This is a genomic window from Aquirufa aurantiipilula, assembly GCF_019923745.1.
Lineage (GTDB): Bacteria > Bacteroidota > Bacteroidia > Cytophagales > Spirosomataceae > Aquirufa > Aquirufa aurantiipilula.
The window spans coordinates 1-24,979 of the sequence record NZ_JAANOG010000018.1; the positions used below are offsets into that span (position 1 = coordinate 1).

Annotated in this window: 19 protein-coding genes; 8 read left to right on the forward strand and 11 right to left on the reverse strand. The window is 37.3% G+C overall.

Features of this window, described 5'->3' with window-relative positions:
* Window positions 1-177 precede the first annotated feature (177 nt).
* From G9H60_RS12865 to G9H60_RS12885, 5 genes are all read right to left on the reverse strand, one after another.
* Window positions 178-939, reverse strand: a complete 762-nt coding sequence (locus G9H60_RS12865) for an acyl-CoA desaturase (protein ID WP_223144457.1) — start codon at window positions 937-939, stop codon at window positions 178-180.
* A gap of 89 nt (window positions 940-1,028) precedes the next feature.
* Window positions 1,029-1,706, reverse strand: coding sequence for a DUF4159 domain-containing protein (locus G9H60_RS12870; RefSeq protein ID WP_223144458.1), 678 nt, complete (start codon window positions 1,704-1,706; stop codon window positions 1,029-1,031).
* Window positions 1,678-2,394 (reverse strand): RsmE family RNA methyltransferase, encoded by a 717-nt coding sequence (locus G9H60_RS12875; RefSeq protein ID WP_223144459.1) that lies wholly within the window; start codon window positions 2,392-2,394, stop codon window positions 1,678-1,680. Before G9H60_RS12875 ends, G9H60_RS12870 begins: the two co-directional genes overlap by 29 nt.
* A 2-nt stretch (window positions 2,395-2,396) precedes the next feature.
* Entirely contained in the window at window positions 2,397-2,954 is a 558-nt protein-coding gene (locus G9H60_RS12880) for a hypothetical protein (RefSeq protein WP_223144460.1), read from the reverse strand.
* Window positions 2,955-2,965: 11 nt separating this feature from the next.
* On the reverse strand, window positions 2,966-5,173 hold the full coding sequence (locus G9H60_RS12885) for a glutamine synthetase III family protein (RefSeq protein ID WP_223144461.1): 2,208 nt from the start codon (window positions 5,171-5,173) through the stop codon (window positions 2,966-2,968).
* A 244-nt stretch (window positions 5,174-5,417) separates the two neighbouring features.
* Here G9H60_RS12885 and G9H60_RS12890 point away from each other — a divergent pair, with 244 nt between their 5' ends.
* Both G9H60_RS12890 and mtaB read left to right on the forward strand, forming a co-directional pair.
* Window positions 5,418-6,431 (forward strand): glutamine synthetase beta-grasp domain-containing protein, encoded by a 1,014-nt coding sequence (locus G9H60_RS12890; protein ID WP_223144462.1) that lies wholly within the window; start codon window positions 5,418-5,420, stop codon window positions 6,429-6,431.
* Between the two features lie 86 nt (window positions 6,432-6,517).
* Window positions 6,518-7,843: a tRNA (N(6)-L-threonylcarbamoyladenosine(37)-C(2))-methylthiotransferase MtaB gene (gene mtaB, locus G9H60_RS12895; protein ID WP_223144463.1), complete on the forward strand. Its 1,326-nt coding sequence runs from the start codon at window positions 6,518-6,520 to the stop codon at window positions 7,841-7,843.
* 99 nt (window positions 7,844-7,942) lie between these two features.
* Here mtaB and G9H60_RS12900 read toward each other — a convergent pair whose 3' ends face one another.
* The 3 genes from G9H60_RS12900 to G9H60_RS12910 form a co-directional block, all read right to left on the reverse strand.
* Window positions 7,943-9,286: an ammonium transporter gene (locus G9H60_RS12900; RefSeq protein WP_262900046.1), complete on the reverse strand. Its 1,344-nt coding sequence runs from the start codon at window positions 9,284-9,286 to the stop codon at window positions 7,943-7,945.
* Window positions 9,287-9,307: 21 nt separating this feature from the next.
* A complete protein-coding gene (locus G9H60_RS12905; protein ID WP_223144464.1) occupies window positions 9,308-10,462 on the reverse strand; it encodes a porin in 1,155 nt (384 codons plus the stop codon).
* A gap of 353 nt (window positions 10,463-10,815) precedes the next feature.
* Window positions 10,816-11,163, reverse strand: coding sequence for a 4Fe-4S dicluster domain-containing protein (locus G9H60_RS12910; RefSeq protein ID WP_223144465.1), 348 nt, complete (start codon window positions 11,161-11,163; stop codon window positions 10,816-10,818).
* Between the two features lie 148 nt (window positions 11,164-11,311).
* On the opposite strand from G9H60_RS12910, the gene G9H60_RS12915 reads away from it, so the two are divergent.
* Window positions 11,312-12,325 carry an acyl-CoA reductase gene (locus G9H60_RS12915; protein WP_223144466.1) on the forward strand — a complete coding sequence of 338 codons (1,014 nt, stop codon included), beginning with the start codon at window positions 11,312-11,314 and terminating at the stop codon, window positions 12,323-12,325.
* Here G9H60_RS12915 and G9H60_RS12920 read toward each other — a convergent pair.
* Window positions 12,298-12,846, reverse strand: coding sequence for a phosphatase PAP2 family protein (locus G9H60_RS12920; protein ID WP_223144467.1), 549 nt, complete (start codon window positions 12,844-12,846; stop codon window positions 12,298-12,300). The genes G9H60_RS12915 and G9H60_RS12920 overlap by 28 nt on opposite strands.
* 2 nt (window positions 12,847-12,848) lie before the next feature.
* A complete protein-coding gene (gene trpS / locus G9H60_RS12925) occupies window positions 12,849-13,820 on the reverse strand; it encodes a tryptophan--tRNA ligase (RefSeq protein ID WP_223144468.1) in 972 nt (323 codons plus the stop codon).
* A 116-nt stretch (window positions 13,821-13,936) separates the two neighbouring features.
* On the opposite strand from trpS, the gene G9H60_RS12930 reads away from it, so the two are divergent.
* The 3 genes from G9H60_RS12930 to trxA all read left to right on the forward strand — a co-directional run bounded on the left by G9H60_RS12930 (window position 13,937) and on the right by trxA (window position 18,576).
* On the forward strand, window positions 13,937-14,620 hold the full coding sequence (locus tag G9H60_RS12930; RefSeq protein WP_262900047.1) for a DUF2461 domain-containing protein: 684 nt from the start codon (window positions 13,937-13,939) through the stop codon (window positions 14,618-14,620).
* Window positions 14,621-14,623: 3 nt separating this feature from the next.
* Entirely contained in the window at window positions 14,624-18,187 is a 3,564-nt protein-coding gene (gene dnaE / locus G9H60_RS12935) for a DNA polymerase III subunit alpha (protein WP_223144469.1), read from the forward strand.
* Window positions 18,188-18,252: 65 nt separating this feature from the next.
* Window positions 18,253-18,576: a thioredoxin gene (gene trxA, locus G9H60_RS12940; RefSeq protein ID WP_109323049.1), complete on the forward strand. Its 324-nt coding sequence runs from the start codon at window positions 18,253-18,255 to the stop codon at window positions 18,574-18,576.
* On the opposite strand, the gene G9H60_RS12945 is transcribed toward trxA, so the two are convergent.
* A complete protein-coding gene (locus G9H60_RS12945) occupies window positions 18,573-19,775 on the reverse strand; it encodes an aspartate aminotransferase family protein (RefSeq protein WP_223144470.1) in 1,203 nt (400 codons plus the stop codon). The two genes, trxA and G9H60_RS12945, sit on opposite strands and share 4 nt — an antisense overlap.
* Before the next feature lie 131 nt (window positions 19,776-19,906).
* Here G9H60_RS12945 and G9H60_RS12950 point away from each other — a divergent pair, with 131 nt between their 5' ends.
* Window positions 19,907-22,495, forward strand: coding sequence for a DUF5686 and carboxypeptidase regulatory-like domain-containing protein (locus G9H60_RS12950; RefSeq protein ID WP_223144471.1), 2,589 nt, complete (start codon window positions 19,907-19,909; stop codon window positions 22,493-22,495).
* Window positions 22,496-22,561: 66 nt separating this feature from the next.
* A complete protein-coding gene (locus tag G9H60_RS12955; RefSeq protein ID WP_223144472.1) occupies window positions 22,562-24,730 on the forward strand; it encodes a sodium-translocating pyrophosphatase in 2,169 nt (722 codons plus the stop codon).
* The last annotated feature ends 249 nt before the right edge of the window (window positions 24,731-24,979 follow it).

Here is a 24,979-nt window from a genome sequence, read left to right on the forward strand (position 1 = left end):
TCTACTTGCTGCACAACCTGCAACTTAAAAGCTAAACTATAATCACGCTGACTGCGCTTCTGATAAGTACGTGGATCTTTTTTCATAATAAGTCGATTAGGTGTCAACTTATTTCAGGACGAGACAATGTTAACAAAAAAGCCCTGAATTTATTCAGGGCTTTTTTGTGTTGTGAAATTAAAACTTAGAATTCGGGTCCTTGACATTTGGACGAATAATGCGTAACCAAGTTAATAGTTTAACCATTGGATAGGTTGGATCAATTTCAAACCATTTAGTGGCAAAATTGACACGATTCGGTAATTTATGGTGATTGTTTTGAAATAACTCTCCCATCATCAATACATCCACCACAAGGGAGTTCTTTGAATGATCATGATTGTCATAATTTTGATATCCATACTTGTGCCCTGACCAGTTTACAATAGCACCATGAACAGGTCCCATTAAAAAGTGTACGGGTAACAAAAAGAAGAATGCCCAGTGCATATCGAAATATTTGTAGGCGACGATGTAGAATGAAGCATAAGCTACACCCCAACCAATTCTAGACACCCAAGAATCACCAATTTTTTCTATGGTTTTAGAAACGGGATAATCATGCTCAAAACGTTCCTCTACTTTTTGAGAACGGTTTAAAACAGCATTATATATGTTCTTTGTCTTCCACATCATGGTGAAGACATTGCTGGAAAACATCGGAGAATGTGGATCCTTCGGCGTATCAGAGAATGCATGGTGCATTCTGTGTAATATGGCGTAAGCTCTTGGACTTAAAAAGGATGAACCTTGAGATAAATAAGTTAGAAAATAGAAAAATTTCTCCCAAAACTTGTTCATTAAGAACATTTTATGTGCCGAATAACGGTGTAGAAAGAAAGTTTGACTAAATAAAGATACGTACCAATGAATAATAAAAGCTGGAAGTACTAATTGCATAAAAGTAATAATAAGATATGGCTACAAATTTAGCCATGAAAACGTTAAGAATCTCTAGTATTCCAATATACTTTTATGATTTTTATCAGTTATGGGTGTAGGAAGGCATATTGAAGGATATTGACCCCCATTTTAAGTGCCGCCTCTCTTTTTTCAGCAGGATCATGGTAAATACTTTCATCTTCCCAGCCATTTCCTAAATCACATTCATAGGAATAAAAACAGATAAGTCGGCCTTGATAAATTAATCCAAAACCTTGAGGAGCTTTACCATCATGCTCATGTACTTTAGGTAATCCTTTGGGAAAGGGATAAGCTTGTGAATAAATAGGATGATTGAAGGGTAATTCCACAAAACTTAATTCAGGAAAAACTTTCGCCATTTCTCTACGTATGGATTTATCTAAACCATAATTATCATCAATGTGGAGAAATCCACCTCCTAATAAATATTGCCTTAAGTTTTTTTGTTCTTCTTTGTCGAAAAGCACATTACCATGCCCTGTTAAATGTATGAATGGGTAATTCCAAAGCATGGGACTAGTTAATTCCACGGTTTCAGGACTTGGATCAATACCCATTTTCTTTTGTTGGTTCGCAAATTGAATGAGATTAGGCAAAGAAGTCTTATTGGCATACCAATCTCCTCCCCCTTTGTACTTTACTTTCGCAATTTTAACCAAAGGATTTTGAGCCAAAAGATGTTGACTGACTATAAAAAATAGGAAAAATAGCGCCCTAACTCTCATGTAAAAGATGAATGGCATGCGTGGCAGCTAAACCTGCTGTTTCGGTTCTTAAAATAGCTTTCCCCAAACCAAAGGGAGTCCAATCGTTTGAAAGTAATATTTCACTTTCTTCTTTTGAAAAATCTCCTTCTGGACCAATCAAAATATGGTAGCTTTGATTCAGTTGTAGGCTTTTATTTAAACTCAGACTTGGAGGCTCAGATATATAGGCAAATAGTCTTTGTTCTTGTTCTTTGGGACTAATTTGTTTTAATAAATCTTTGAAGGAAATGATGGGGTAAATACTTGGTAAAAACAGGTTTTTCGATTGTTTTAAAGCCGAAATGACTATTTTTTCTAAACGTTGCGTCTTAATTTCCTTTCTTTCAGAATAGCGTGAATGGAAAAACCCAATGGATTGAATTCCAAATTCTGCACATTTTTCGACCATCCATTCCATACGCTCCATCTGTTTGGTGGGTGCTATCCAAAGATGAATAGCATAAGGAGGCATTTCGGAACTTTCTATTTCTTTTAGATGATGAAATGAAGTCTTTTTACTGGTAGATTGATCTACCTTGGCTTCAAATTTTTGACCTTTTCCATTTAAAATAAAAATCGGGTCTCCCGTTTTTAAACGGAGGACCCGATGGGCATGAATGGATTCTTCTTCGCTTAAAAAAGGGCTAGCAATTGGATTTGGCTCATAAAAAACCGGAATACTCATGCTTACTCTTCTTCAGATTTAAAGGAATATAAAGATGTATCTAATTGTAAAGCATCAGCATTAAAGTCATGAATGAATTCCTCAATCACCTCATCGGTTAATGCTGGAACATACAAAGCTGCCTCTAAACCGATACCAAAATCAAAGTCTTTATCTACTTCTACATATTCACTCACCTTGATTTCATCATTTTCTTCCATTTCTTCGATGATTTCTAATACCATCATTTCCACTTCTTCATCCAATGAATCATTTGCTTGATAAGTTTCGTCCCTGTTTTCAATAGGAACATATAGCGGAAAATGCTGGATAGCTTCTCTTTCCGCTGCTTCATATAACAAGCTGGAATAGTGTAATTGTAGCGTGCAAAGAATGGCGTCATAGACAACCTCTTTCTGCTCAAAATGGCCCACAAACTGTATGTGGACCATTTCTCTATCATTGCTTACCGGAAGATCTTCGTCTTCGATCAAAATAAAGTTGCGTTTTTCAGTGGCACAAAGCTCCTTCAAACGTTTGATTTCCTCGGGAGAAAATCCGGGATTGCTAATTTGCGTCATAAGGTGACAAACTATTTGATCATTAATAATTCTCTGTACTTTGGCAATGGCCACTCATCGTCGTCGATGATTAATTCCAGTTTATCCACTGCATAGCGAATATCTTCGAAATATCCTTTGACTTTAGAGCCATACAAGAACGCTCTTTCTTCGATATTTTCCACATTGTTTGCCTCTTTTCTCGCTTCTGTCATATCATTTTGTAACAATACGATTTTCGACGTGTATTCAGAGATTTTTTTAATCATTTCAACTGTCGGTGCAAAATATTGAGGATCAATACCTATTTCTTTCTGTCCCTTCACGTTTTCTACCAATTGAGTTTGGTATTTCAATGAAGTAGAAACAATATGATTTATTGCCATATCACCCAATACGCGTGATTCGATTTGGATTTTCTTGATGTAGTTTTCCAATTCGATCTCGTAACGAGCATGCATTTCCTCTTTCGAATAAATGCCATATTTAGTGAATAACTCAATAGATTCTGGGCGAGTGTATACCAATAAAGCTTCAGGAGTAGTTTTCATATTGGATAAACCACGCTTAGCTGCCTCTTCAACCCATTCATCTGAATATCCATTTCCTTCAAAACGGATTTTCTTAGATTCTTTGGCATAACGCTTTAACACATCCATGATAGCCAATTCTTTCTTCACTCCTTTTTCTAAGACAGCGTCTACTTCTTTGCGGAATAAGATTAATTGATTCGCTACAATGGTATTCAAAATAGTCATTGGCGCTGCTGAATTAGCAGAAGAACCCACAGCACGGAATTCAAATTTGTTACCTGTGAAAGCAAATGGTGAGGTTCTATTACGATCCGTATTATCCAAAATCAAAGAAGGGATTTTGTTGATACCCAATTTTAGGTATACATTATCACCTTTTTCCAATTGGAATTCCTCGATATCCTTCATGTTCTCTAAATCGTCCAAAACATTGTTCATGGTCGATCCTAAGAAAACAGATACAATCGCAGGAGGAGCCTCATTCGCGCCCAAGCGGTGTTCGTTGCCTGAGGAAGCAATGGATGCACGTAATAAGTCGGCATTATCATGTACTGCTTTCACAACGTTCACAAAGAAAGTCAAGAAACGAAGGTTTTCTTTTGGTTTAGAAGATGGTCCCAATAAGTTGACACCTGTATCCGTACCTAAAGCCCAGTTATTATGTTTACCTGATCCATTGATACCAGCAAATGGTTTTTCATGGAACAATACTTTTAATTTATGTTTTACCGCTACTTTCGACATCAAATCCATCAAAAGTGCATTGTGATCACAAGCTAAATTGGCTTCTTCAAAGGTTGGAGCTACCTCAAATTGCGCTGGTGCCACCTCATTGTGACGTGTGCGAACTGGCATTCCTAATTTTAAAGCTTCAATTTCAAAGTCAACCATGAATGCATTCACACGAGTAGGAATAGATCCAAAATAATGATCTTCCAATTGCTGACCTTTAGCAGGTGCATGACCAAAAACGGTTCTTCCCGCCATCATTAAATCTGGACGAGCATTGTAAAGAGCCTCATCAACTAAGAAGTATTCTTGCTCAATACCTACCGTTGGAACTACCTTCGTTACATCACGATTAAAATACTCTTTAACTACCGCAGTGGCAGCTTTGTCGATTAATTCAATGGATTTTAATAAAGGAGTTTTGTAGTCAAGAGCCTCTCCTGTATAAGAAACAAATACAGATGGAATACATAAAGTAGCTGTTCCAGCAGCATTTTCCATGATGAATGCAGGCGAAGATGGATCCCAACCTGTATAACCACGCGCTTCAAAAGTAGAACGAATTCCACCATTGGGGAATGAAGAAGCATCTGGCTCTTGTTGTACTAAAGCAGATCCTTTAAATTTTTCTACTGCTTTTCCTGTACTTAAATCTATATCAAAAAACGAATCGTGTTTTTCAGCCGTAGTCCCTGTTAATGGTTGAAACCAGTGCGTGTAGTGAGTCGCTCCTTTAGAAATAGCCCAAGATTTCATGGCCGCTGCTACCTCATCAGCCGCATCACGGTCGATTTTGGAACCAGTGTTAATGGCTGTTGTAATCTTAAGGTATGCTTCCGGTGATAATAATGAGCGCATTACCTCATCATTAAATGTCATATTGCCGTAATAATCACTAACTTTTTCAGTAGGGATTTTCACAACGGCAGTAGCTCTACTTTGAGCTAATTCAAGAGCTTTGAATCTAGTTATTGCCATGGTTGGAATTTGGTTATCAAGAACGTAAAAATAGGATTTTTGCTTGTTACTTGAAACAAATTTAATCTCTTTTTCCCGTATATCTTGTTAATTCTAATAAATGTCATGTTTTTTATTTTCAAGTTTACTAGTAAAGAAATTGTATAATTTTTATGTCTAAAAATTGTTTTTCTTAAAAACAGGTTTATTTTTGCATTGTATTTGGTACAAAAAATGAATTTTTAATAAAAACACGTTTAAAATCATGGCAAAATCTAAACTTGAATACATTTGGCTTGACGGTTACAAACCTACTCAGAGTTTACGTTCTAAAACAAAGATTGAAAATAACTTCAGTGGCAAACTAGAAGATTGCGATATGTGGTGCTTTGATGGCTCATCTACCGAGCAAGCTCCTGGTGGTTCTTCTGACTGTCTATTGAAACCTGTGTTCATTTGCCCAGATCCTGCTAGAAAAAGTGCTTACTTAGTGATGTGTGAAGTGTTGAACTCCGATGGATCAGCACATGAGAGCAATGGTCGTGCGACTATTGAAGATGATGATAATGATTTTTGGTTTGGTTTTGAGCAAGAATATTTCTTGTGGGATCCAGAAACAAATAAGCCTTTAGGTTTCCCATCCAATGGTTATCCAGCTCCTCAAGGTCCATACTATTGTTCTGTTGGAGCCAAGAACGCATTCGGTAGAGATATCGTAGAAGAGCATTTAGACATTTGTTTAGAAGCTGGATTGAATGTAGAAGGTATCAATGCTGAAGTTGCTGCTGGTCAGTGGGAATTCCAAATTTTCGCAAAAGGCGCTAAAGAAGCAGGTGATCAAATTTGGGTAGCTCGTTATTTATTAGAAAGATTAGGTGAGAAATATGGTGTAGCTATTAACTGGCACTGTAAACCTCTTGGCGAATTGGATTGGAATGGATCAGGTATGCATGCTAACTTCTCTAATACAGCTTTACGTACCTGTGGAGAAAAAGGAACGTATGATGCTATCTGTTCTGCATTTGCTCCAGTAGTGAAAGAGCATATTGAAGTTTATGGTGCTGATAATCACCTAAGATTAACAGGTAAACACGAAACACAATCTATCCACCAGTTCTCTTATGGAGTATCTGACCGTGGAGCTTCTATTCGTATCCCAATCGCTACGGTAGAAAAAGGATGGAAAGGATGGTTAGAAGATCGTCGTCCAAACTCAGCAGCAGATCCATACAAAGTGGCTTCTAGAATTATTAAAACAGTAAAATCAGCCAAATATTAATTTTGGGGGCTGATTAGACTATATTAGATTAAAAATGGCGGATTTATCCGCCATTTTTGTTTTAAATTTGCAGCTTATTATTCTGCATGAAGAAGTTAGCTTTTTATACCTTAGGTTGTAAGTTGAATTTTGCCGAGTCAAGTACCATCGCTCGCTCTTTAGAGCCTATTGGTTTTGAACGGGTAGAGTTCCAGCAAAGTCCTGATTTATTTGTGATCAACACATGTAGTGTAACGGATCAGGCTGATAAGAAGTGTAAGAAAGTTGTTAAAGAAGCAAAAAAAATCAATCCTGAATCGGTCGTAGTAATATTAGGCTGCTATGCTCAATTGAAACCCGACGAAATTGTCCAGATTCCTGGAGTTGATTTGGTTTTAGGTGCAAATGAAAAATTCCAATTAGCGGATATAATTTCTCCCTATTTTATTTCTGAAAAGAAAAACGAACTTCCTAAAGTAATAGCCTCTGAAATTCGCTATGATTTAGATTACCATGCCTCCTACTCTGTTAATGACCGTACCCGAACTTTTTTAAAAGTTCAAGATGGTTGTGATTACCCTTGCTCCTATTGTACCATTCCTTTGGCCCGAGGACAAAGTAGATCAAGTAGTATTGAAAATGTGTTGGGCTTAGTGAAAGAAATTGCAGAAAAGGGGGTTAAAGAAGTCGTGTTGACTGGGGTAAATATTGGCGATTTTGGTATACAACAAGGTAAACGTGTAGAATCCTTTTTTGATTTAGTAAAAGCATTGGATTCGCAAAATGAGTTGAATCGTTTTCGTATTTCATCCATTGAGCCTAATTTGTTACATAGCGAATTATTACAATATTTAGCTGAATCGCAGAATTTTGTACCCCATTTTCATGTTCCATTACAATCAGGATCCAATTCCGTTTTGCGATTGATGAAGCGTAGATACCAAAGAGAATTGTATGCTGAACGTGTTCGCGAAATCAAATCATTGATGCCCGATGCCTGTATAGGTGTGGATGTCATTGTTGGTCATCCTGGAGAAAGTGAAGAGATGTTTTTAGATACCTATCATTTCTTGAATGATTTGGATATATCCTATTTGCATATATTTACTTATTCTGAGCGTGCTAATACCTATGCGGTGGATATTCAGCCCAAAATTGATGTCAAGGTTAAAGCTGAGCGTTCCAAAATGCTTCACATTCTTTCTGATAAAAAACGTCGTGCCTTTTACGAGACCCAAATGGGTCGTAAAGGTAAAGTACTTTTTGAAGAAGCTTCAACTGATGGTTTTATGGAAGGTTTTTCTGAAAATTACGTACGCGTTCGTGTTCCTTACGATCCGCTTTTGATAAATACCATTCAGCCTGTTCGCTATAAATCATTGGATGAAGAAGGCTTAATGCGGGCTGAAATCTTATTCGAACAATTCGTTTAGTTTATAGAAAACAAAAAAGCCGGAAACTATAAGCTTCCGACTTTTTGATTGAAACAAAACCACAAGAACCATTACTTGCGGCTTTGTCTTTGAGTTAGACTATTCCGAGATCGACTCGTCGTGTTGCGAAATGTCTAAACCTAATCTTTCTTCTTCCTCGTTAACACGTAATGGAATGATTTTGTCCGTTACAATTAAAAGGATATAAGATACACCGAATGCAAAAGCAGATACGATGGCAAGAGCTAAAATATGTTTTACGAATAAATCAGTTTCTCCGTAGAATAAACCGTTTCCTGCTACAGCTGAATTCACAGCACTAGTAGCGAAAATACCTGTCATTAACATACCCATCATTCCACCTACACCATGGCAAGGGAAAACATCTAAGGTATCATCTAAGTTGGAAGATGCTCTCCAATGTGCGATGATGTTAGAAACCAAGGCCGCAATAACACCGATGAAGATGGCTACAGGCAAGGTTACGAAACCAGCAGCTGGTGTGATAGCTACTAAGCCTACTACAGCACCGATACAGAAACCTAAAGCAGAAACTTTTTTACCACGAGTTACATCAAACAAGATCCAAGATAAACCGGCAGATGCTGCAGCGATGTGCGTAGTAGCAAATGCAGTTACAGATAAAGAGTTTGCACCTAAAGCGGAACCAGCATTGAAACCAAACCATCCAAACCATAATAAGGCAGTACCTAATAATACGTAAGGAATGTTAGCTGGAGGCAAAATGTTAGACTCGATGTGTGACTTTCTACGACGAAGGTAAAGAGCACCTGCTAATGCAGCCCAACCAGCTGACATGTGAACGACTGTTCCACCTGCGAAATCTAATACACCTAAGTTGAATAAGAATCCGTCTGGGTGCCATGTCCAGTGAGCCAAAGGAGAATATACACAGATGCAGAAAAGCACCATGAATAAAACGTATGCTTTGAAGTTGATTCTTTCTGCTAAAGCTCCAGAAATCAAAGCTGGCGTAATTACAGCAAACTTCATTTGGAAAAAAGCAAATAGAGCAAAAGGAATCGTGAATTTAATTTGATCAGCAGATCCTAATGATAATTTGTGGTCAAACACATTATTGAACATAAAAAAAGTAGTTGGGTCACCAATCCAGCCGCCAATGGAATCTCCAAATGCTAAGCTGAATCCAAAAATCACCCAAATAACGCTGATTACACCCATGGCAATGAAAGATTGCAACATAGTGGAAATCACATTTTTATGATTTACCATTCCCCCATAGAAATAAGCTAATCCAGGAGTCATTAGGAGTACCAAACCAGAGGCAACGATGAGCCAGGCTGTGTCACCCGTATCAATGCCTTCTGTAGGGATTGATCCAGGTAGATCGGTAAACAATGCAAGCACCGCAACTGCAAGTAATACTAGAAGCGGAATCCAAGTTGGTTTTTGTGTTGTCATGTCCGTAATAGTTAAGTTAAATTAAAATTTGTATATAAAGACTGTTCCAAATGTGGCTTGTGATTTTTGAGACTTTCCATCACCATCCACAAATTGCGCGGTTTTGAATGAATCTGTTCTTAATTCTGGTTTAATCAATAAGTGTCCTTCTGCTGTTGTGAATGTAGCTGTTAAAGTAAATGAGCTTACATCTGTACCAACCGTTTCTCCTGCTGCATTGATGCCACGTAAAGCTCTTGCTCCACTAGTGTTGTCAAATACTTCGTAACGGCCGCCTAAGCTAAAGTGATCGGTGAACGCATAGTTAGTGTAAAGTGCTACTCCACCCCAGGTTTTGCTATCTCCTACGCTTCCACCACCTTGGAAATCACCTGTTTGTGAACCATATGCAGCGTTTAAGCCAATTAAATATTTAGGTGTAATTTGGTATGATGTGGTTAAGTCTAATAAGTTGTAACTGCCCGAATCATCTTTTCCACTAGCTAATGGAGCTGATTCATTGGAAGTAATTCCATTGATATATACATTCCAACCTTCTTTAGGAGCAAAAAAGAATTGACCAATGAAGCCTTTAGAAGAGTTGTTGTCATTCAAATTATCAACGTTGTTTACGATACCTAACATCAAAGCTGATTTAGAAGAGAAAGCATAGTTTGCTTTTGCTCCGATGTGGTAGAAAGGACCGTTGTTGAATAAATTGGATAATGAATAATTGTAATTCACTGGGGCATCAATGACCTCATATCCAATGTGTGTACCAAACTGACCAACGGTGAATGTCCATTTGTCGCTAGGCTTCCAGTTGAAATAAGCTTGTTTGATGGCTAAAGCAGTGGATGCTTTTCCTGCTCCTAAAGGTCCAACTACGTTTCCGTATTGTCCAAGGTCAGCGTTTGGTCCAAAAGTTAAATCAACCACTACATCTGAAGTTTTTGTAGCATAGCCGAATTTTGTTTGTACCAAGCCTAAAGAGAATTGATTTGATTTTTGATCAAATGCTCTTTCGTTTCCTGCAACACCTAGATTGCTGCGATTTGTCGGATTGTTAAAATTTAACATATAGTACGAATCGATGTAACCCGAAAATGTAAATTTTGAGCTTTCAGCTTCTTTTTCTTGGGAAAATCCCAAAAAGCTAATTCCAGACAATAAGAGGGTAAAGATTGATTTTTTCATATTCTTTAAATTTTAATGGGAAAATAAATGCTTGACTACGGGACAAATATTGTTTGAAAAAAAATACAAAACAAGAATTATTGATAAAAAATAAACCTAAAAATGATAAATATTCAAAAATATTACAATTTGAGGTTAAAAATTAAACCTAAAATTTGAATAATTACAAAAATGAATAAAAATGAGATTAAAATTAAAACCTATTTTTCATAAATCGACAATTTCTATTTGTTCATTCTTAGAATAGTATAAATTGGATATTCAGATTTGTAAAATGTCCGTTTGGATTAAACTGAGGCAAAAAAAAGACCTGCACAAGGCAGGTCTCTATACAAATCTATAAGGTTGGCTAATTATTCAGCATGTAACCAAGCTTTTTTGGCCAATAAGGTTTCTTTATCTTCTTCATGATCCGGATCAGGAACACAGCAATCCACTGGACAAACAGCTGCACATTGTGGTTCTTCGTGAAATCCAGTACATTCAGTACACTTGTCTGGTACGATATAATAAAACTCTTCTGAAACCGGTTCAATAGGTGCCTTGGCATCCATAGTAGTACCATCTCCTAATTCCACTTCTGTTAACGCGGTACCTCCAGCCCATGTCCATTCTACTCCGCCTTCATAAATTGCTGTATTTGGGCATTCTGGTTCGCAAGCCCCACAGTTAATACACTCATCAGTAATAATAATAGCCATAATCTTTTGTTTAAGACCCTAATCGTCCTTTTTGAAAGAAATTTGTGCAATTTACATCCAAAATTTTGAATACTATATATTTTTAAAAGACTATTGCAAAATTTTTAGAACTTTGTAATTCCATTGCTTGCTAAGAACCATTTCATTTATGAAAAAAGATTCATTTTTACTGCTCATTGCCTTTTTGTCGGATTATTTCACAAAGTCATCTAACAAGGAAAAAATAGAACTTTTTATAGATAGAGCTAAAAATGAGAATCCTTGGTTCTCAGAACAACTGATTCGGGAAGCTATGGAGGCTGTCCATAAGCAATTTTTTGATGTCAAGGCTTGGGAAGATTTTTTCCTTCTACATCCACATCAAGTTCCAACAAGTCATCAAGTAGGCCTAATTTTAGCTGGTAATCTTCCGGCTGTTGGTATTCATGATGTATTGATGACTTTGGCTAGTGGAAATAAAGCATGTATTAAATTAAGCTCTCAAGATAAGTCCATTATGTTGCTGTATGTACAAGCAATGCAAGAGTTTGGTGCGGATGTACCTATTCAACTCATTGAACGCTTACAAGGAATGGATGCCGTCATTGCCACAGGAAGTGATTTTTCGGGTTCTTATTTTGCTCATTACTTTGCGACTATCCCTCATATTATTCGTAAAAATCGAACTTCCATTGCTATTGTAGATGGTTCAGAATCTCAAGAGGATTTTCATGAATTGGCTAAAGATGTATTTTCTTATTACGGATTAGGGTGTAGAAACGTATCAACTATTGCAATACCTGAGTCCTATGATCCTACTCCCCTTTTTGATGTTTTAACTCAGTACCATTGGGTATTAGATCATACTAAGTATTCCAACAACTACCAGTACCACAAAACCCTATTTCTCCTGAATCAGATACCCCATTTTGATTTAGGAAATTTATTGATTCAAGAAAGCCAAGATTTAGTCTCGCCTGTGGGTGTGGTATATTTAAGAAGATATTCTTCAAAAGAGGAATTACACAATTGGATTCAAAATTCCGAAGGGAAAATTCAGTGCATTGTTGGAGCTGAATCTGCCTATGTTAATCAAGTAGGTTTTGGAGAAAGCCAACAACCAGGATTAAGTGATTTTGCGGATGGAATTGATACCTATGCCTTTTTGACCAGCTTGTCGTAAATCAGGTATTTTAATATATACGTTCCCAAAATACCTACCGCAGCACCAGTTAAGACATCTAAAGGATAATGAGCTCCTAGGTAAACGCGACTGTAAGAGACTAGAAAAGCCCATACCAGTAATAAATTTCTGGCTATTTTGTTTTGAGTCAAAATATAAAAACCAATAGCCAAGGCAAATGAATTGGCAGCATGGGATGAACAAAATCCGTATAATCCTCCACAGCCATCAGGTAAATGTATCCAAGAACTGAATTCAGGTACATGGCAAGGTCTTAGTCTTTGAAAATAGGGTTTTAATATGCTAGATGAAATTTGGTCAGCCCAAACGATGCACAAAATTAAATAGGATATGGATGCTATAAATAGCTTTTTCTTTTGTTGGTATAGGAGGTAAATCAAATACAGGTACATGGGAATCCAAATCCAACGGTTGGATAAAAGCACCATGATTTCATCTAGACCATTCGCATGCGCTTGGTTGATCCATTGAAATACATCACTATCCCATTGTGGCCACATGATTAAAATTGAAAAATTTCCCGTACTCGTTGAATGGTAGCCTCGGCAATTGGTTTTACTCGAGCCTCTCCCTCTTCTAATTTGGCTTCTATCTCTTTAGGATTTGCCATATAATAATCGAATTTCTCGCGGGCTTCTCTGAAATAAACTAACATAGCTTCATATAATGCTTGTTTGGCATGTCCATAACCGTAACCTCCTTGCAAATAATGGGCCTTCATTTGGGCCACTTGTTCTGGAGTAGCTATTAATTGATACAATTTAAAGGTAATATCTTCGTCTGGATTCTTGGGATCTTCCAAAGGAGTGGTATCCGTTACAATCTTTTTGATTTGTTTCAATAAGTCCTTTTCAGGTAAAAACACATCAATGTAATTGTTCAAAGATTTACTCATTTTTTGACCATCGATGCCTGGAATGGTCATGACATACTCGGAAATTTCTGCTTCAGGGATGACGAAAATGTCTTTTTGAGCCAAACGATTAATCACCCCTGCCATATCCCTGGTCATTTCGATATGCTGACGCTGATCTTTACCCACAGGTATTAAATTGGCATCATACAATAAGATATCAGCAGCTTGTAAAACTGGATAAGTAAATAAGCCCGCATTCACATCAGCCAATTTGTTGGATTTGTCCTTGAAACTATGCGCGTTCGCCAACATAGGGAAGGGTGTCACGCAGGATAAATACCACAATAATTCGGTATGGTAAGGTGCCAATTTAGACTGGCGATAAAAATAGGTATGTTGGGTATCTAATCCACAAGCTAACCAAGCAGCCGCAATAGATAAGGTATTGGCTCGGATGGTAGCACCATCTTTTAAACTGGTTAGTGTGTGTAAATCGGCTATAAAAAGGAAAGATTCATTTCCTGTTTTCTTAGAAAGTTCAACCGCTGGTAGAATCGCTCCTAATATATTTCCTAAATGTGGTCGACCAGATGACTGAATGCCCGTCAGAATGCGCATGCTTAAAAATTTAATGTTTTGCAAAAATCAAGAAAATAGCGCGAAACTCCCAAAGTTTGCGGGCAAGTATTGACTAATTTATTTAAATTCGTTTATAATTTTTCATTCATAGGCCCATGTCCATTCCTAGTTCCCTTTTGACCTTTTTGTCGGATTTAAAAGAAAACAATACAAGAGAATGGTTTGGAGAAAATAAGGACAGATTCTTAGAACAAAAGTTAGCTTTTGATCAATTTACACTCCAGCTCATTACACTATTTTCAGATTTTGAAAACATGGATGGCGTGGAATTGAAACATTGCTCCTATCGAATTTACCGAGATGTACGTTTTGCTAAAGATAAAGCTCCTTATAAAACTTGGTTTTCGGCTAGTTTTTCAGAAGGGGGTCGTAAATCGGGCTTAATGGATTATTATGTTCACATTGAACCCGGAGGGAAATCCTTTTTGGGTGGAGGAATGTATAGCCCTACTCCTGAACAATTGGCCTTATTTCGACAAGAAATTGATTATAATGCCAAGCATCTGAAAGGTATCATTCACTCGCCTACTTTTTTGAAGGTATTTGGAGAACCTGTAGGAGATGCTTTAAAAACAATGCCTAAAGGATATCCAGTAGAACATCCTGAAATTGAATTGTTGAAGAAAAAACAATTGTTTTTTTGGAGGAAATATAGTGATTCAGAAGTGTTAAGTCCCTCGTTTGTGGAAACACTAATTCAAGATGCACAGATATTAAAACCTTATCTAGATTTCTTGAATGCCATTTTTTTTGATAAAGAACCCTTTTCTATTAAGTAATATATGCAGTTTTCGCATTTGCACAATCACTCTCAGTTTTCCCTTTTGGATGGTGCGTCCAAGATATCTTCCATGTTTAAAAAAGCCAAGGCCGACAATATGCCGGCGGTAGCCATTACGGACCATGGAAATATGTTTGGAGTATTTCAATTTGTTGCTGAAGCAGGAAAACAGGGAGTTAAACCTATTGTCGGATGTGAATTTTATTTAGTGACAGACCGACATAAGCAAAGCTTTACCAAAGAGCAAAAGGATAAAAGGTATCACCAACTATTTCTTGCTAAAAATCCAGAAGGATATCAAAACCTAGTGAAATTATGTTCCTTGGGATTTATGGAAGGCATGTATTCCAAATATCCAAGGATAGATAAGGAATTGGTTCTGAAATACCACAAAGGCTTGATAGCTACCACTTGTTGTTTAGGAGCTAGTGTTCCTCAAGCCATTTTGCGTTCAGGAGAAGCGGAAGCAGAAAAGGAATTTACATGGTGGTTGGATTTATTTGGTGAGGATTATTACATCGAGGTTCAAAATCATCATATTCCAGAGCAACAAACGGTGAATGAGGTGTTATTGCGATTTGCCAAGAAATACAATGTCAAGGTAATAGCCTCGAATGATAGCCATTATTTGGATCAAAAAGATGCCAATGCACATGATATTTTATTGTGTATCAACACGGGGGAAAAGCAGTCCACCCCTACTTATAAGGATATAGAAGGTGATTTTGACATGAAAGGAAAGCGTTTTGCTTTTTATAATGATCAATTTTATTTTAAGACAACAGAAGAAATGACCCAGTTGTGGTCACATATTCCAGAAGCCATTGACAATACCAATGAGATTGTGGGCAAAGTAGAAACCTTGGAATTGAAAAAGGACGTATTATTGCCCAATTTCCAAATTCCCAGCACCTTCCTAAGTCAAGATGATTTCTTGGAGCATTTAACCATGGAAGGCGCTAAAAAGCGTTATGTGGACATCACTCAGGAGATCGAAGAGCGTTTGCGATTTGAATTGCATACCATTCGGACTATGGGATTTGCGGGTTATTTCTTGATTGTAGCCGATTTTATTAATGCAGGAAAAGATTTAGGAGTTTATGTAGGTCCAGGTCGTGGTTCTGCAGCAGGTTCCGTAGTAGCCTATTGTTTAGGTATTACCAATATTGACCCCATTAAATATAATTTGCTTTTTGAGCGTTTCCTGAACCCAGATCGTAAGTCATTACCCGATATTGATACGGACTTTGACGATGAAGGCCGACAAAAAGTTATTGACTATGTGGTTGAGAAATACGGTCGAAACCAAGTAGCTCATATAGCCACTTACGGTACAATGGCTGCCAAAATGTCCATTAAAGATGTAGCACGTGTATTGGATTTGCCACTTTCTGAATCCAATGCATTGGCCAAATTGGTACCAGATAAGCCGAAAATATCCCTAGAACGTGTAATCAACGCAGCATTAACGGGTGATGGCAGTTTGGCAGATAAAGAAAATTTATCAAGTGAGGAATTAGAACAAGTGAAGCAGTTAAGGCAAATTAAAGCCGATGGAGGTTTAGCCTCTCGGGTTATTGAAAATGCCTTGGTTTTGGAAGGTTCCGTTCGAGGAACTGGAATTCATGCTGCCGGTATTATCATTGCTCCCAATGATTTAACGGATATTTTACCTGTTGCCACGTCCAAAGACGTCAGTTTATTGATTACCCAATTTGATGGTTCGGTCATTGAAAATGCAGGTGTTATTAAAATGGACTTTTTGGGCTTAAAAACATTATCCATTTTAAAGGAGGCGATACGCTTAATTAAGCAAAACCACGGTATCACCATTGATTTGGATAGTCTACCTCTGGATGACCTTAAAACTTTTGAATTATATCAAAGGGCCGAAACCAATGGTACTTTCCAGTTTGAATCTCCAGGAATGCAAAAGCACCTTAAGGATTTAAAGCCCGATCAGTTTTCTGATTTGATTGCCATGAATGCCTTGTTTAGACCAGGTCCTATGGTCTATATTCCTAATTATATTGCTCGTAAGCACGGTAGAGAAAAGATTGAATACGATTTACCAGAAATGGAAGAGTATTTAAGTGATACCTATGGTATTACGGTATACCAAGAGCAAGTGATGTTACTTTCTCAAAAATTGGCCAATTTCACCAAAGGTGATGCGGACGTTTTGAGAAAGGCCATGGGTAAAAAGGACAAGGCCACGATCGACAAAATGAAGGGTAAGTTCATGGAAGGTGGCCAAGCGAATAGTCACCCGGCTGATCGTCTGGAGAAAATATGGACCGACTGGGAAGCATTTGCTCAATATGCCTTTAACAAATCGCACTCAACGTGCTATGGTTTAGTGGCTTATCAAACAGGTTACTTGAAGGCCAACTACCCTTCAGAGTTCATGGCAGCGGTATTATCTAACTCTTTAGGAAATATTGAGAAGATAACTTTCTTCATGGATGAATGTAAACGCATGGGTATACCTTTATTGGTACCTGATGTGAATGAATCTGAAAGGTATTTTGCGGTTAATAAAAAAGGCCATATTCGTTTTGGTTTGGGTGCTATCAAAGGTGTGGGTGAAGCTGCTGTAGATGCCATAGTTGAAGAAAGATCGAAAAATGGTGAGTATACCGATATTTTTGATTTTGTTTCTCGAATCAATGTTCGTCAGGTAAATAAGAAAAGTTTAGAGTCCTTGGCATTTGCAGGAGCTTTTGATTGTTTTACCGAAATCCCTCGCTCCCATTATTTTCATGTGGATCAGGAAAATACAACCTTCATCGAAAAGATTGTACGCTATGCTTCTCGTATGTCGGAATTGAAAGCCAGTGCCACTCAGTCCTTATTTGGTGAGTTAGGGGCTGGAACGGGAAATGATATAGCCAAACCTAGGCTGCCATCCGCAGAGCCTTGGTCAGTGATGGAGCAATTGAAAAATGAAAAAGAAGTAGTTGGGGTATATATTTCCGGACATCCATTGGATGAGTATCGTATAGAAATTAATAATTTCTGTAATTCTAGTGTATCTCAGTTGGAGTTAAAGGGTGGAAATGTGCAGTCATTTGCTGGTATTGTGACCAAAATGAATGTGAGAACTTCAGGTAATGGGAATCAATTCATGATTTTCAGTTTAGAGGATTTTACTGGAACTACTGAATTTGCACTTTTCGCTAAGGATTATATTGAATTTGAACGCTTCATTGGGCTAGACAGATTGCTGTTTATTCAAGGAGTTTATAAAAATAAAAACTCTTATTCGGATCAAAAAGCCTTTAAAATTCAATCCATTGAGCTTTTATCGGAAATATTATCCTCAAGAACGAAGGAAATGAAACTTTCTTTGAACTTACATAGTTTAAACAAAACTTCGTTAGATCATTTATTGAATACTTTAGAAAGACATAAGGGAAACAAAAAGCTGGTAATTGAAGTATATGACGAAGTAGAACGATTGCAGCTTGATTTTATGTCACGAAAAATGCAATTGAATATAGAAAAGTCATTAATGGACGAATTGGCTGAAATAGAGAATATTACGGTAAAATTGATATCTTAATTTGCCTGTTTATCCATTAGAAAAAATAAAAATGTTTAATTTTGAATCTTAATAATATATAAATCATGGGAAAATACGTAGAGGCTACTGATGCCAATTTTCAAGAGTTAATAGGTTCTGATACTCCGGTATTAGTGGATTTTTGGGCAGAATGGTGTGGCCCATGTAAAATGATTGGACCCGTAGTAGAAGAATTGGCAGGAGAAGTAGAAGGTCAAGCGATTGTTGCTAAAATGAATGTGGACTTAAATTCAGCGGTACCTGCTTCTTTGGGTATTCGTTCTATTCCTACTTTGATGGTTTTCAAAAATGGAGAAATGAAAGAGCGTTTAGTAGGTGGAAACTTACCAAAATCTGTATTAGCAGAAGCTTTATTGAAGCACGCTTAGTTTTTTGAAGAAACTTGTTCAATAGCCTGTAGCAAAATGTTACAGGCTATTTTTATTTCCTCTTCTGTAATTACTAATGGAGGAGCTATGCGGATGGAATAATCACAAAATAAAAACCAGTCCGTGATTAAACCATTTTCTATACAAGCATCTATTACGGCTTTAACTGTTTGGAAGGAATCCAATTCAACAGCCAGCATAAGACCTATACCTCGAACTTCTTTGATACTTGGATGAACTAAAAGGTCTTTAAAAAGTTGACTTTTCTTTTCAACATCATCCAATAAATGTTCTTCAAAAATGGTTTCTAAGGTGGCTAGTGATCCTGCACATGATACAGGATGGCCACCAAAAGTGGTAATGTGACCTAAAACAGGTCTGACTGTCAAGGTATGCATGATTTCTTCTGGAGCTATAAAAGCACCAATGGGCATTCCCCCCCCCATTCCTTTAGCAGAAAGTAAAATATCTGGCTCAATACCCATGGCTTGAAAAGCCCAAAACGTCCCCGTTCTCCCAAATCCAGTCTGAATTTCGTCTACAATTAATAAGCATCCAGTTTCTTGGCAACGCTTGGCTAATGCTTGAAAATAGGATTTGGAAGCTAATCTTACTCCCGACTCCCCTCCTACAATTTCTATGACAATGGCAGCTGTTTTATGCGTTATTAGAGCCAAATCATCCATATTTCCATGTCGAATATGGCGAATATCAGGTAATAAGGGTCTAAAACTATTTTTGAAATTTTCATCACCGGCTAATGATAATGCACCTTGAGTTGCCCCATGGTAAGCTTGAAAGCAAGAAATGATTTCTGTTCTTCCTGTATATCGCTTGGCCAGTTTCATGGCTCCTTCAACCGCTTCCGTTCCTGAATTGGTAAAATAGACTTGATTCAATCTGCTCGATTGAGTTGATTTAATAAGAGCAGCAGCAAGTTTAACCTGAGGGCTTTGAATGTATTCTCCGTAAACCATTAAATGCATATAAGCATCTAATTGATTTTTAATGGCGGAAATTACTTTAGGATGGCGATGACCAACATTAGAAACGGCAATACCGGATATTAAATCCATGTAGGATTTTCCTTTATCATCATATAAATATATATGTTCCGCTTTTTCAATTTCCAAAGCCAATGGGGCGTCGGATGTTTTAGCAAGATGATCCAAAAATAATTGTCGGTGGGTAATAGCCATAATCAAAAGAAAAACAAATTTATCTCCTTTACGTTATGATTGGTAATTCTACTTACGACTTTATTTTACCCTTCGTCATATAATCTATCTACTTATAAAATCTCGTTCTATTTTTGTGTTAAATCCCTACTATGAAATCTATAAAACTACTTTTCACTCTATTAGTCTTCCTCATTTTTGCATCCTGTCTTCAAGCACAGCAGATTCATGGAACCATTCGAAACAAGCAGGGTGAATTGATGCCTTTTGCTACGGTTTGGGTATCCAATCAAAACAAAGGAACAACGGCCAATGAAGATGGAAAATATTCCATTAAAACGGGAGTAGGTAAACACACTGTGGTCTTTCGTTTTTTAGGACATAGCCCTAAAACATATACAATTGAATTGGAATCGGGAAGTTCAGATAAATTAGTCGATGTAGTTTTAGAAGAACAGGCTGTGGCTTTAGCTGAAGTGAATGTGGGAGGATTAAAAGAAGACCCTGCCATTGGGATTATGCGTCGAATGATTGCTATGGCCCCTTTTCACTTAAAAGAATTGGATGCCTATGAAGCCAAGGCCTATGTAAAAGGTTCAGGAAAAGTGACTGAGGTAAGTTCTCTGGTGAAGATGTTGGGAGGAAAAAAGATTGAAAAAGAAATGGGCGTGAAAGTGGGAAGTACCTATGTGTTGGAAGGCATTAACCAAGTTAGTTTCCTGAAGCCGAATAGATTACAAGAAAAGGTTATTTCTAACCGAAATAATTTACCTTCCGCTCTAAATCAAGGTTTGAACCTACGTGTAACACAAACTAATTTTTATCGTCCCAAAGTATGGGGAGGCTTGTGGTCGCCTTTTGGTCCCCAAGCATTTCAACTGTATAAATTTGCTTATTTGGGTAGTTTTACTCAAGATGGTATGACTATCAGTAAGATTCAAGTACAGCCCAGAGCTAGTTATGATGACTTATTTGAAGGAACTGTACAAGTGGTGGAAGATACTTGGAGTATATATTCTTTTCAATTAAGATTTAAGGATTCCAATGGTTCATATGGCTTTACTCAACAAAATGCCTTGTTTCAAGGAGTTTGGATGCCCATTCAATATGATTCTCAGGTCTTTTTTGATGCCTTTGGAATCAAAGCCAATTTCCGATACATCACTCAAATTAAACAGTATCAAATCAAGGTAAACCCTGCTTTTGTAGTGAAGCCAGCAATTATTGAAGAACGCTTGAATAAAGAATTAGCCAAAGAAATTAATAAAGAAAAAGTAAAAGATCCCAAAATGGCATTGGGTAAAGAGTTGACAAGAAAGAAGTTGAAAGAGGTTTTAAAGGAAGTTGACAAACTGGAGAAAAAGGAAAATTTGGCGAAGATGGACGGGTTGACTTCTGATTATACATTTGAAGTGGACTCAATGTCGAGAAATAAATCAGAAAGCTTTTGGGAAGAAGAGCGTCAGGTTCCATTAACGGAGTCTGAAAAAGTAGGATATAAAGAAGCGGACAGTTTATGGATAGCGGGTGCAGATAAACGAAGGAAAGATTCCATCAATGCCTTGCCTAAATTCCAATTTGGCCAATTGTATACAGGTAAATTTTATAATTATGAAAAGAACTTCATTGGAAAAAGTTTAAATCTAAGTTCATTTGGAGGTGGATTTAATGCAGTGGATGGCTTTTATCTTGACCGAAGTTTAACTTATCGAAATCGATATGGTAGAAATAATTACTTAGCATTAGGAACCAATATTCGATATGCATTTGCTCGTCATTACTGGAATGGGGATGTTTTTGTTGAACGTAATTTTGACGAAAACCGACAATACTTGAAAGCAGAAGTAGGAAGTAATGTATTTCAAATGAATCGAAGTAACCCGATTTCCCCCTTTTTGAATACTTTATACGCATTCTTGTTATCAGAAAATTATGTTAATTTATTTCAAAAGAATTATGTGAATATCAATTACCAATATCAGTTTACGCCAAGTCTTCGACTATTATCGATGGTGGAGTATCGAAATCGGGAGATTCTACAAAATTCAGTTGGGTATGGTTTATTAAATCAAGATAAACACTTTGAACCCAATATGCCTGCGAATGAAGCATGGGGAAATCAAATTCCGAATCGAGGAAATCAGGTAGCAGGTTCCTTTGGGTTTCGATGGCAGCCCAAGGCATCATGGAATCGATACAATGGTGTCCGACGTATTAATAATGCAGAAGGTCCTAGTTTTAATGTCATTTATTCTTTTGGTACCGGTGATGATCAATTTCAACGGATAAATTTGGAATATAGTCAATTCCTTAATTTGGCTAGGTTAGGTACATTGAATATGCAAATGACTTATGTAAACTATCTTCAGAAAGCGACTAATTTTTTAGATTTCACGCACTTTAATGGTAACCAGACTAATTTTATTAGTGCCAATGAGCAATCCTTTCGTGCCTTACCATATTATGCATTCAGTACTACAGACAATCATTTTAAGATGCATGTGAAATGGGAACCACGAAAATTGTTGCTGAGTCAATGGAATATTTTGACACAATATGGAATTCGAGAGTATGTGGTATATAACCGCCTTCAAATAGTACAAGGGGCCAAACCTGGGACTTATCAAGAGTTTGTTTATGGTGTTTCGGGCATAGGTAAATTTTTGGGTTTAGAACTCGCGTATCCAGTGGGTAATTGGGTTCCTGAGCGTTTTAAGCTATTGCTTAGATTTCCTTTTTAGTTGTTTTCTACGCCAAAATTCTTATTTTTGTAACAAATTTTTTTGGAATAATCTAAAACACACTTTATGGATTCAATTGTTTACTTAGTTCCTGCTTTTGGAATAGTAGGATTGTTGTACACGGCTTGGAAATTTAGCTGGGTATCGAAGCAAGATGCTGGAAATGACACAATGAAAGAGCTTTCGGGCTATATCGCCGATGGTGCGATCGCCTTTTTGAAAGCAGAATGGAAAATATTAGCCTATTTCGCTATTCCCACAGCGATTTTATTGGCATGGTTAGGAAATCAGGAAGGACCTGGATTTCACTCTTCTCCCCTTATTGCAGTAGCTTTTTTAATTGGTGCCATATTTTCTGCTACGGCAGGTTATATTGGTATGATTGTTGCAACCAAAGCCAATGTTCGTACTGCAGAAGCTGCTAGAACTTCTCTAGCTAAAGCATTGTCAGTTTCATTTACAGGTGGTTCAGTAATGGGAATGGGAGTTGCTGGTTTAGCTATCTTAGGATTAGGTGGTTTATTCATCACTTTCTATCAGATTTTCGCTCAAGGACAAGCCTTGACTTCGAATGAGATGAAAACAGCTATTGAAGTTTTAGCTGGTTTTTCTTTAGGAGCGGAGTCTATTGCCTTATTTGCTCGTGTTGGTGGTGGTATTTATACCAAAGCAGCTGACGTTGGAGCTGATTTAGTAGGTAAAGTAGAAGCTGGAATCCCTGAGGATGATGTGCGTAATCCGGCTACCATTGCGGATAACGTAGGTGATAACGTAGGTGACGTTGCTGGTATGGGTGCTGACTTATTCGGATCTTATGTGGCTACTATCTTGGCAACCATGGTATTAGGACAAGAAATTGAAGTAAGTGATAATTATGGTGGCTTCTCCCCTGTTTTATTACCTATGTTAATTGCAGGTGTTGGCTTATTAGCTTCATTAGTTTCTACTTTCTTTGTTCGTATTAAAAATGAAACGGATTCGGTTCAGAATGCCTTGAATACAGGTAATTATTTATCGATTGTGATTACGTTCATTACTTCTTATTTCTTAGTAAAGAACATCTTACCAGAATCTCTGGTATTGCGTGGCTTTAGTTTTACTGCTATGGATGTTTTCTATTCCATTATTGTAGGACTAGTGGTAGGTACATTAATGTCTATCATTACTGAATACTACACAGCTATGGGAAAACGCCCAGTTGACTCAATCGTTCAGAAATCAGGAACTGGTCATGCGACGAACATCATTGGTGGTTTAGCTGTCGGTATGGAATCTACGGTATTGCCAATTTTGGTATTAGCTGCAGGTATTTATTTCTCCTATTTCTTTGCTGGAATTTACGGTGTATCTATTGCTGCGGCGGGTATGATGGCTACAACTGCTATGCAATTAGCGATTGATGCATTTGGTCCGATTGCTGATAATGCAGGAGGTATTGCTGAGATGTCACAATTACCAGCTGAAGTACGTGAGCGTACAGATAATTTAGATGCAGTGGGTAATACAACAGCTGCTACTGGTAAAGGATTCGCTATTGCTTCTGCGGCTTTAACTTCATTAGCTCTTTTTGCTGCTTTCGTAGGTATTTCTGGAATTACCCAAATTGACATTTATAAAGCAGATGTTTTAGCTGGTTTATTTGTTGGTGGTATGATTCCTTTTATTTTCTCTGCCTTGTGTATATCAGCAGTTGGAAAAGCAGCTATGGAAATGGTGAATGAGGTTCGTCGTCAGTTCCGTGAAATTCCAGGAATTATGGAATACAAGGCTAAGCCAGAATATGAAAAATGTGTGGCGATTTCTACTGAAGCTTCTATTCGTCAGATGATGTTGCCAGGTGCTATTGCTTTATCTGTTCCAGTTATTGTAGGATTTATTATGGGACCAGAAGTTTTGGGTGGTTTATTAGCGGGTGTAACTGTTTCCGGTGTGTTGATGGGTATTTTCCAATCAAATGCAGGTGGAGCTTGGGACAATGCCAAGAAATCATTTGAAAAAGGTGTTCTAATTGATGGAGTTACCTTCAAGAAAGGTTCTGAGCCTCACAAAGCTGCTGTTACAGGTGATACAGTGGGTGACCCTTTCAAAGATACATCTGGTCCATCTATGAACATTTTGATTAAATTAATGTCAATCGTTTCATTGGTTATTGCTCCTTACATTGCAAAAACAGATGGTAAAGTTTCTCATGTAGAGAAAGCGCCAATCGTGATGAAAGTGGTAGCTAAGAAATAAGTATAATCTAGTTATTTTTAGAAAGGTCAATCCGAAAGGGTTGACCTTTTTTAGTTATTAGTTATTAGTATTTTATTTCTAGTTAATGTTCATTTTTTATCTTCAATTCTAAATTCCATGATTGTACCGTCCTGAAAAAAGTAGACAGTTATAAACTGAATACTTATGCTTAAAATTAAGAGGATTTATCGTTACAGTGAAAGTTTCAAACAACAAGTTTTAGAAGAACTTTCTCAAGGAATTTATAGC

What these genes read in the sequence shown, in the direction of transcription:
- G9H60_RS12950 (WP_223144471.1), top strand. Translation starts at nt 19,907, where the DNA reads ATGAAATCTATAAAACTACTTTTCACTCTATTAGTCTTCCTCATTTTT.
- dnaE (WP_223144469.1), top strand. Translation starts at nt 14,624, where the DNA reads ATGCAGTTTTCGCATTTGCACAATCACTCTCAGTTTTCCCTTTTGGAT.
- G9H60_RS12905 (WP_223144464.1), bottom strand. Translation starts at nt 10,462, where the DNA reads ATGAAAAAATCAATCTTTACCCTCTTATTGTCTGGAATTAGCTTTTTG.
- G9H60_RS12880 (WP_223144460.1), bottom strand. Translation starts at nt 2,954, where the DNA reads ATGACGCAAATTAGCAATCCCGGATTTTCTCCCGAGGAAATCAAACGT.
- G9H60_RS12915 (WP_223144466.1), top strand. Translation starts at nt 11,312, where the DNA reads ATGAAAAAAGATTCATTTTTACTGCTCATTGCCTTTTTGTCGGATTAT.
- G9H60_RS12955 (WP_223144472.1), top strand. Translation starts at nt 22,562, where the DNA reads ATGGATTCAATTGTTTACTTAGTTCCTGCTTTTGGAATAGTAGGATTG.
- G9H60_RS12930 (WP_262900047.1), top strand. Translation starts at nt 13,937, where the DNA reads ATGTCCATTCCTAGTTCCCTTTTGACCTTTTTGTCGGATTTAAAAGAA.
- G9H60_RS12890 (WP_223144462.1), top strand. Translation starts at nt 5,418, where the DNA reads ATGGCAAAATCTAAACTTGAATACATTTGGCTTGACGGTTACAAACCT.
- mtaB (WP_223144463.1), top strand. Translation starts at nt 6,518, where the DNA reads ATGAAGAAGTTAGCTTTTTATACCTTAGGTTGTAAGTTGAATTTTGCC.
- G9H60_RS12910 (WP_223144465.1), bottom strand. Translation starts at nt 11,163, where the DNA reads ATGGCTATTATTATTACTGATGAGTGTATTAACTGTGGGGCTTGCGAA.
- G9H60_RS12870 (WP_223144458.1), bottom strand. Translation starts at nt 1,706, where the DNA reads ATGCCATTCATCTTTTACATGAGAGTTAGGGCGCTATTTTTCCTATTT.
- G9H60_RS12900 (WP_262900046.1), bottom strand. Translation starts at nt 9,286, where the DNA reads ATGACAACACAAAAACCAACTTGGATTCCGCTTCTAGTATTACTTGCA.
- G9H60_RS12885 (WP_223144461.1), bottom strand. Translation starts at nt 5,173, where the DNA reads ATGGCAATAACTAGATTCAAAGCTCTTGAATTAGCTCAAAGTAGAGCT.
- G9H60_RS12945 (WP_223144470.1), bottom strand. Translation starts at nt 19,775, where the DNA reads ATGGCTATTACCCACCGACAATTATTTTTGGATCATCTTGCTAAAACA.
- G9H60_RS12875 (WP_223144459.1), bottom strand. Translation starts at nt 2,394, where the DNA reads ATGAGTATTCCGGTTTTTTATGAGCCAAATCCAATTGCTAGCCCTTTT.
- G9H60_RS12865 (WP_223144457.1), bottom strand. Translation starts at nt 939, where the DNA reads ATGCAATTAGTACTTCCAGCTTTTATTATTCATTGGTACGTATCTTTA.
- trxA (WP_109323049.1), top strand. Translation starts at nt 18,253, where the DNA reads ATGGGAAAATACGTAGAGGCTACTGATGCCAATTTTCAAGAGTTAATA.
- trpS (WP_223144468.1), bottom strand. Translation starts at nt 13,820, where the DNA reads ATGCGCATTCTGACGGGCATTCAGTCATCTGGTCGACCACATTTAGGA.
- G9H60_RS12920 (WP_223144467.1), bottom strand. Translation starts at nt 12,846, where the DNA reads ATGTGGCCACAATGGGATAGTGATGTATTTCAATGGATCAACCAAGCG.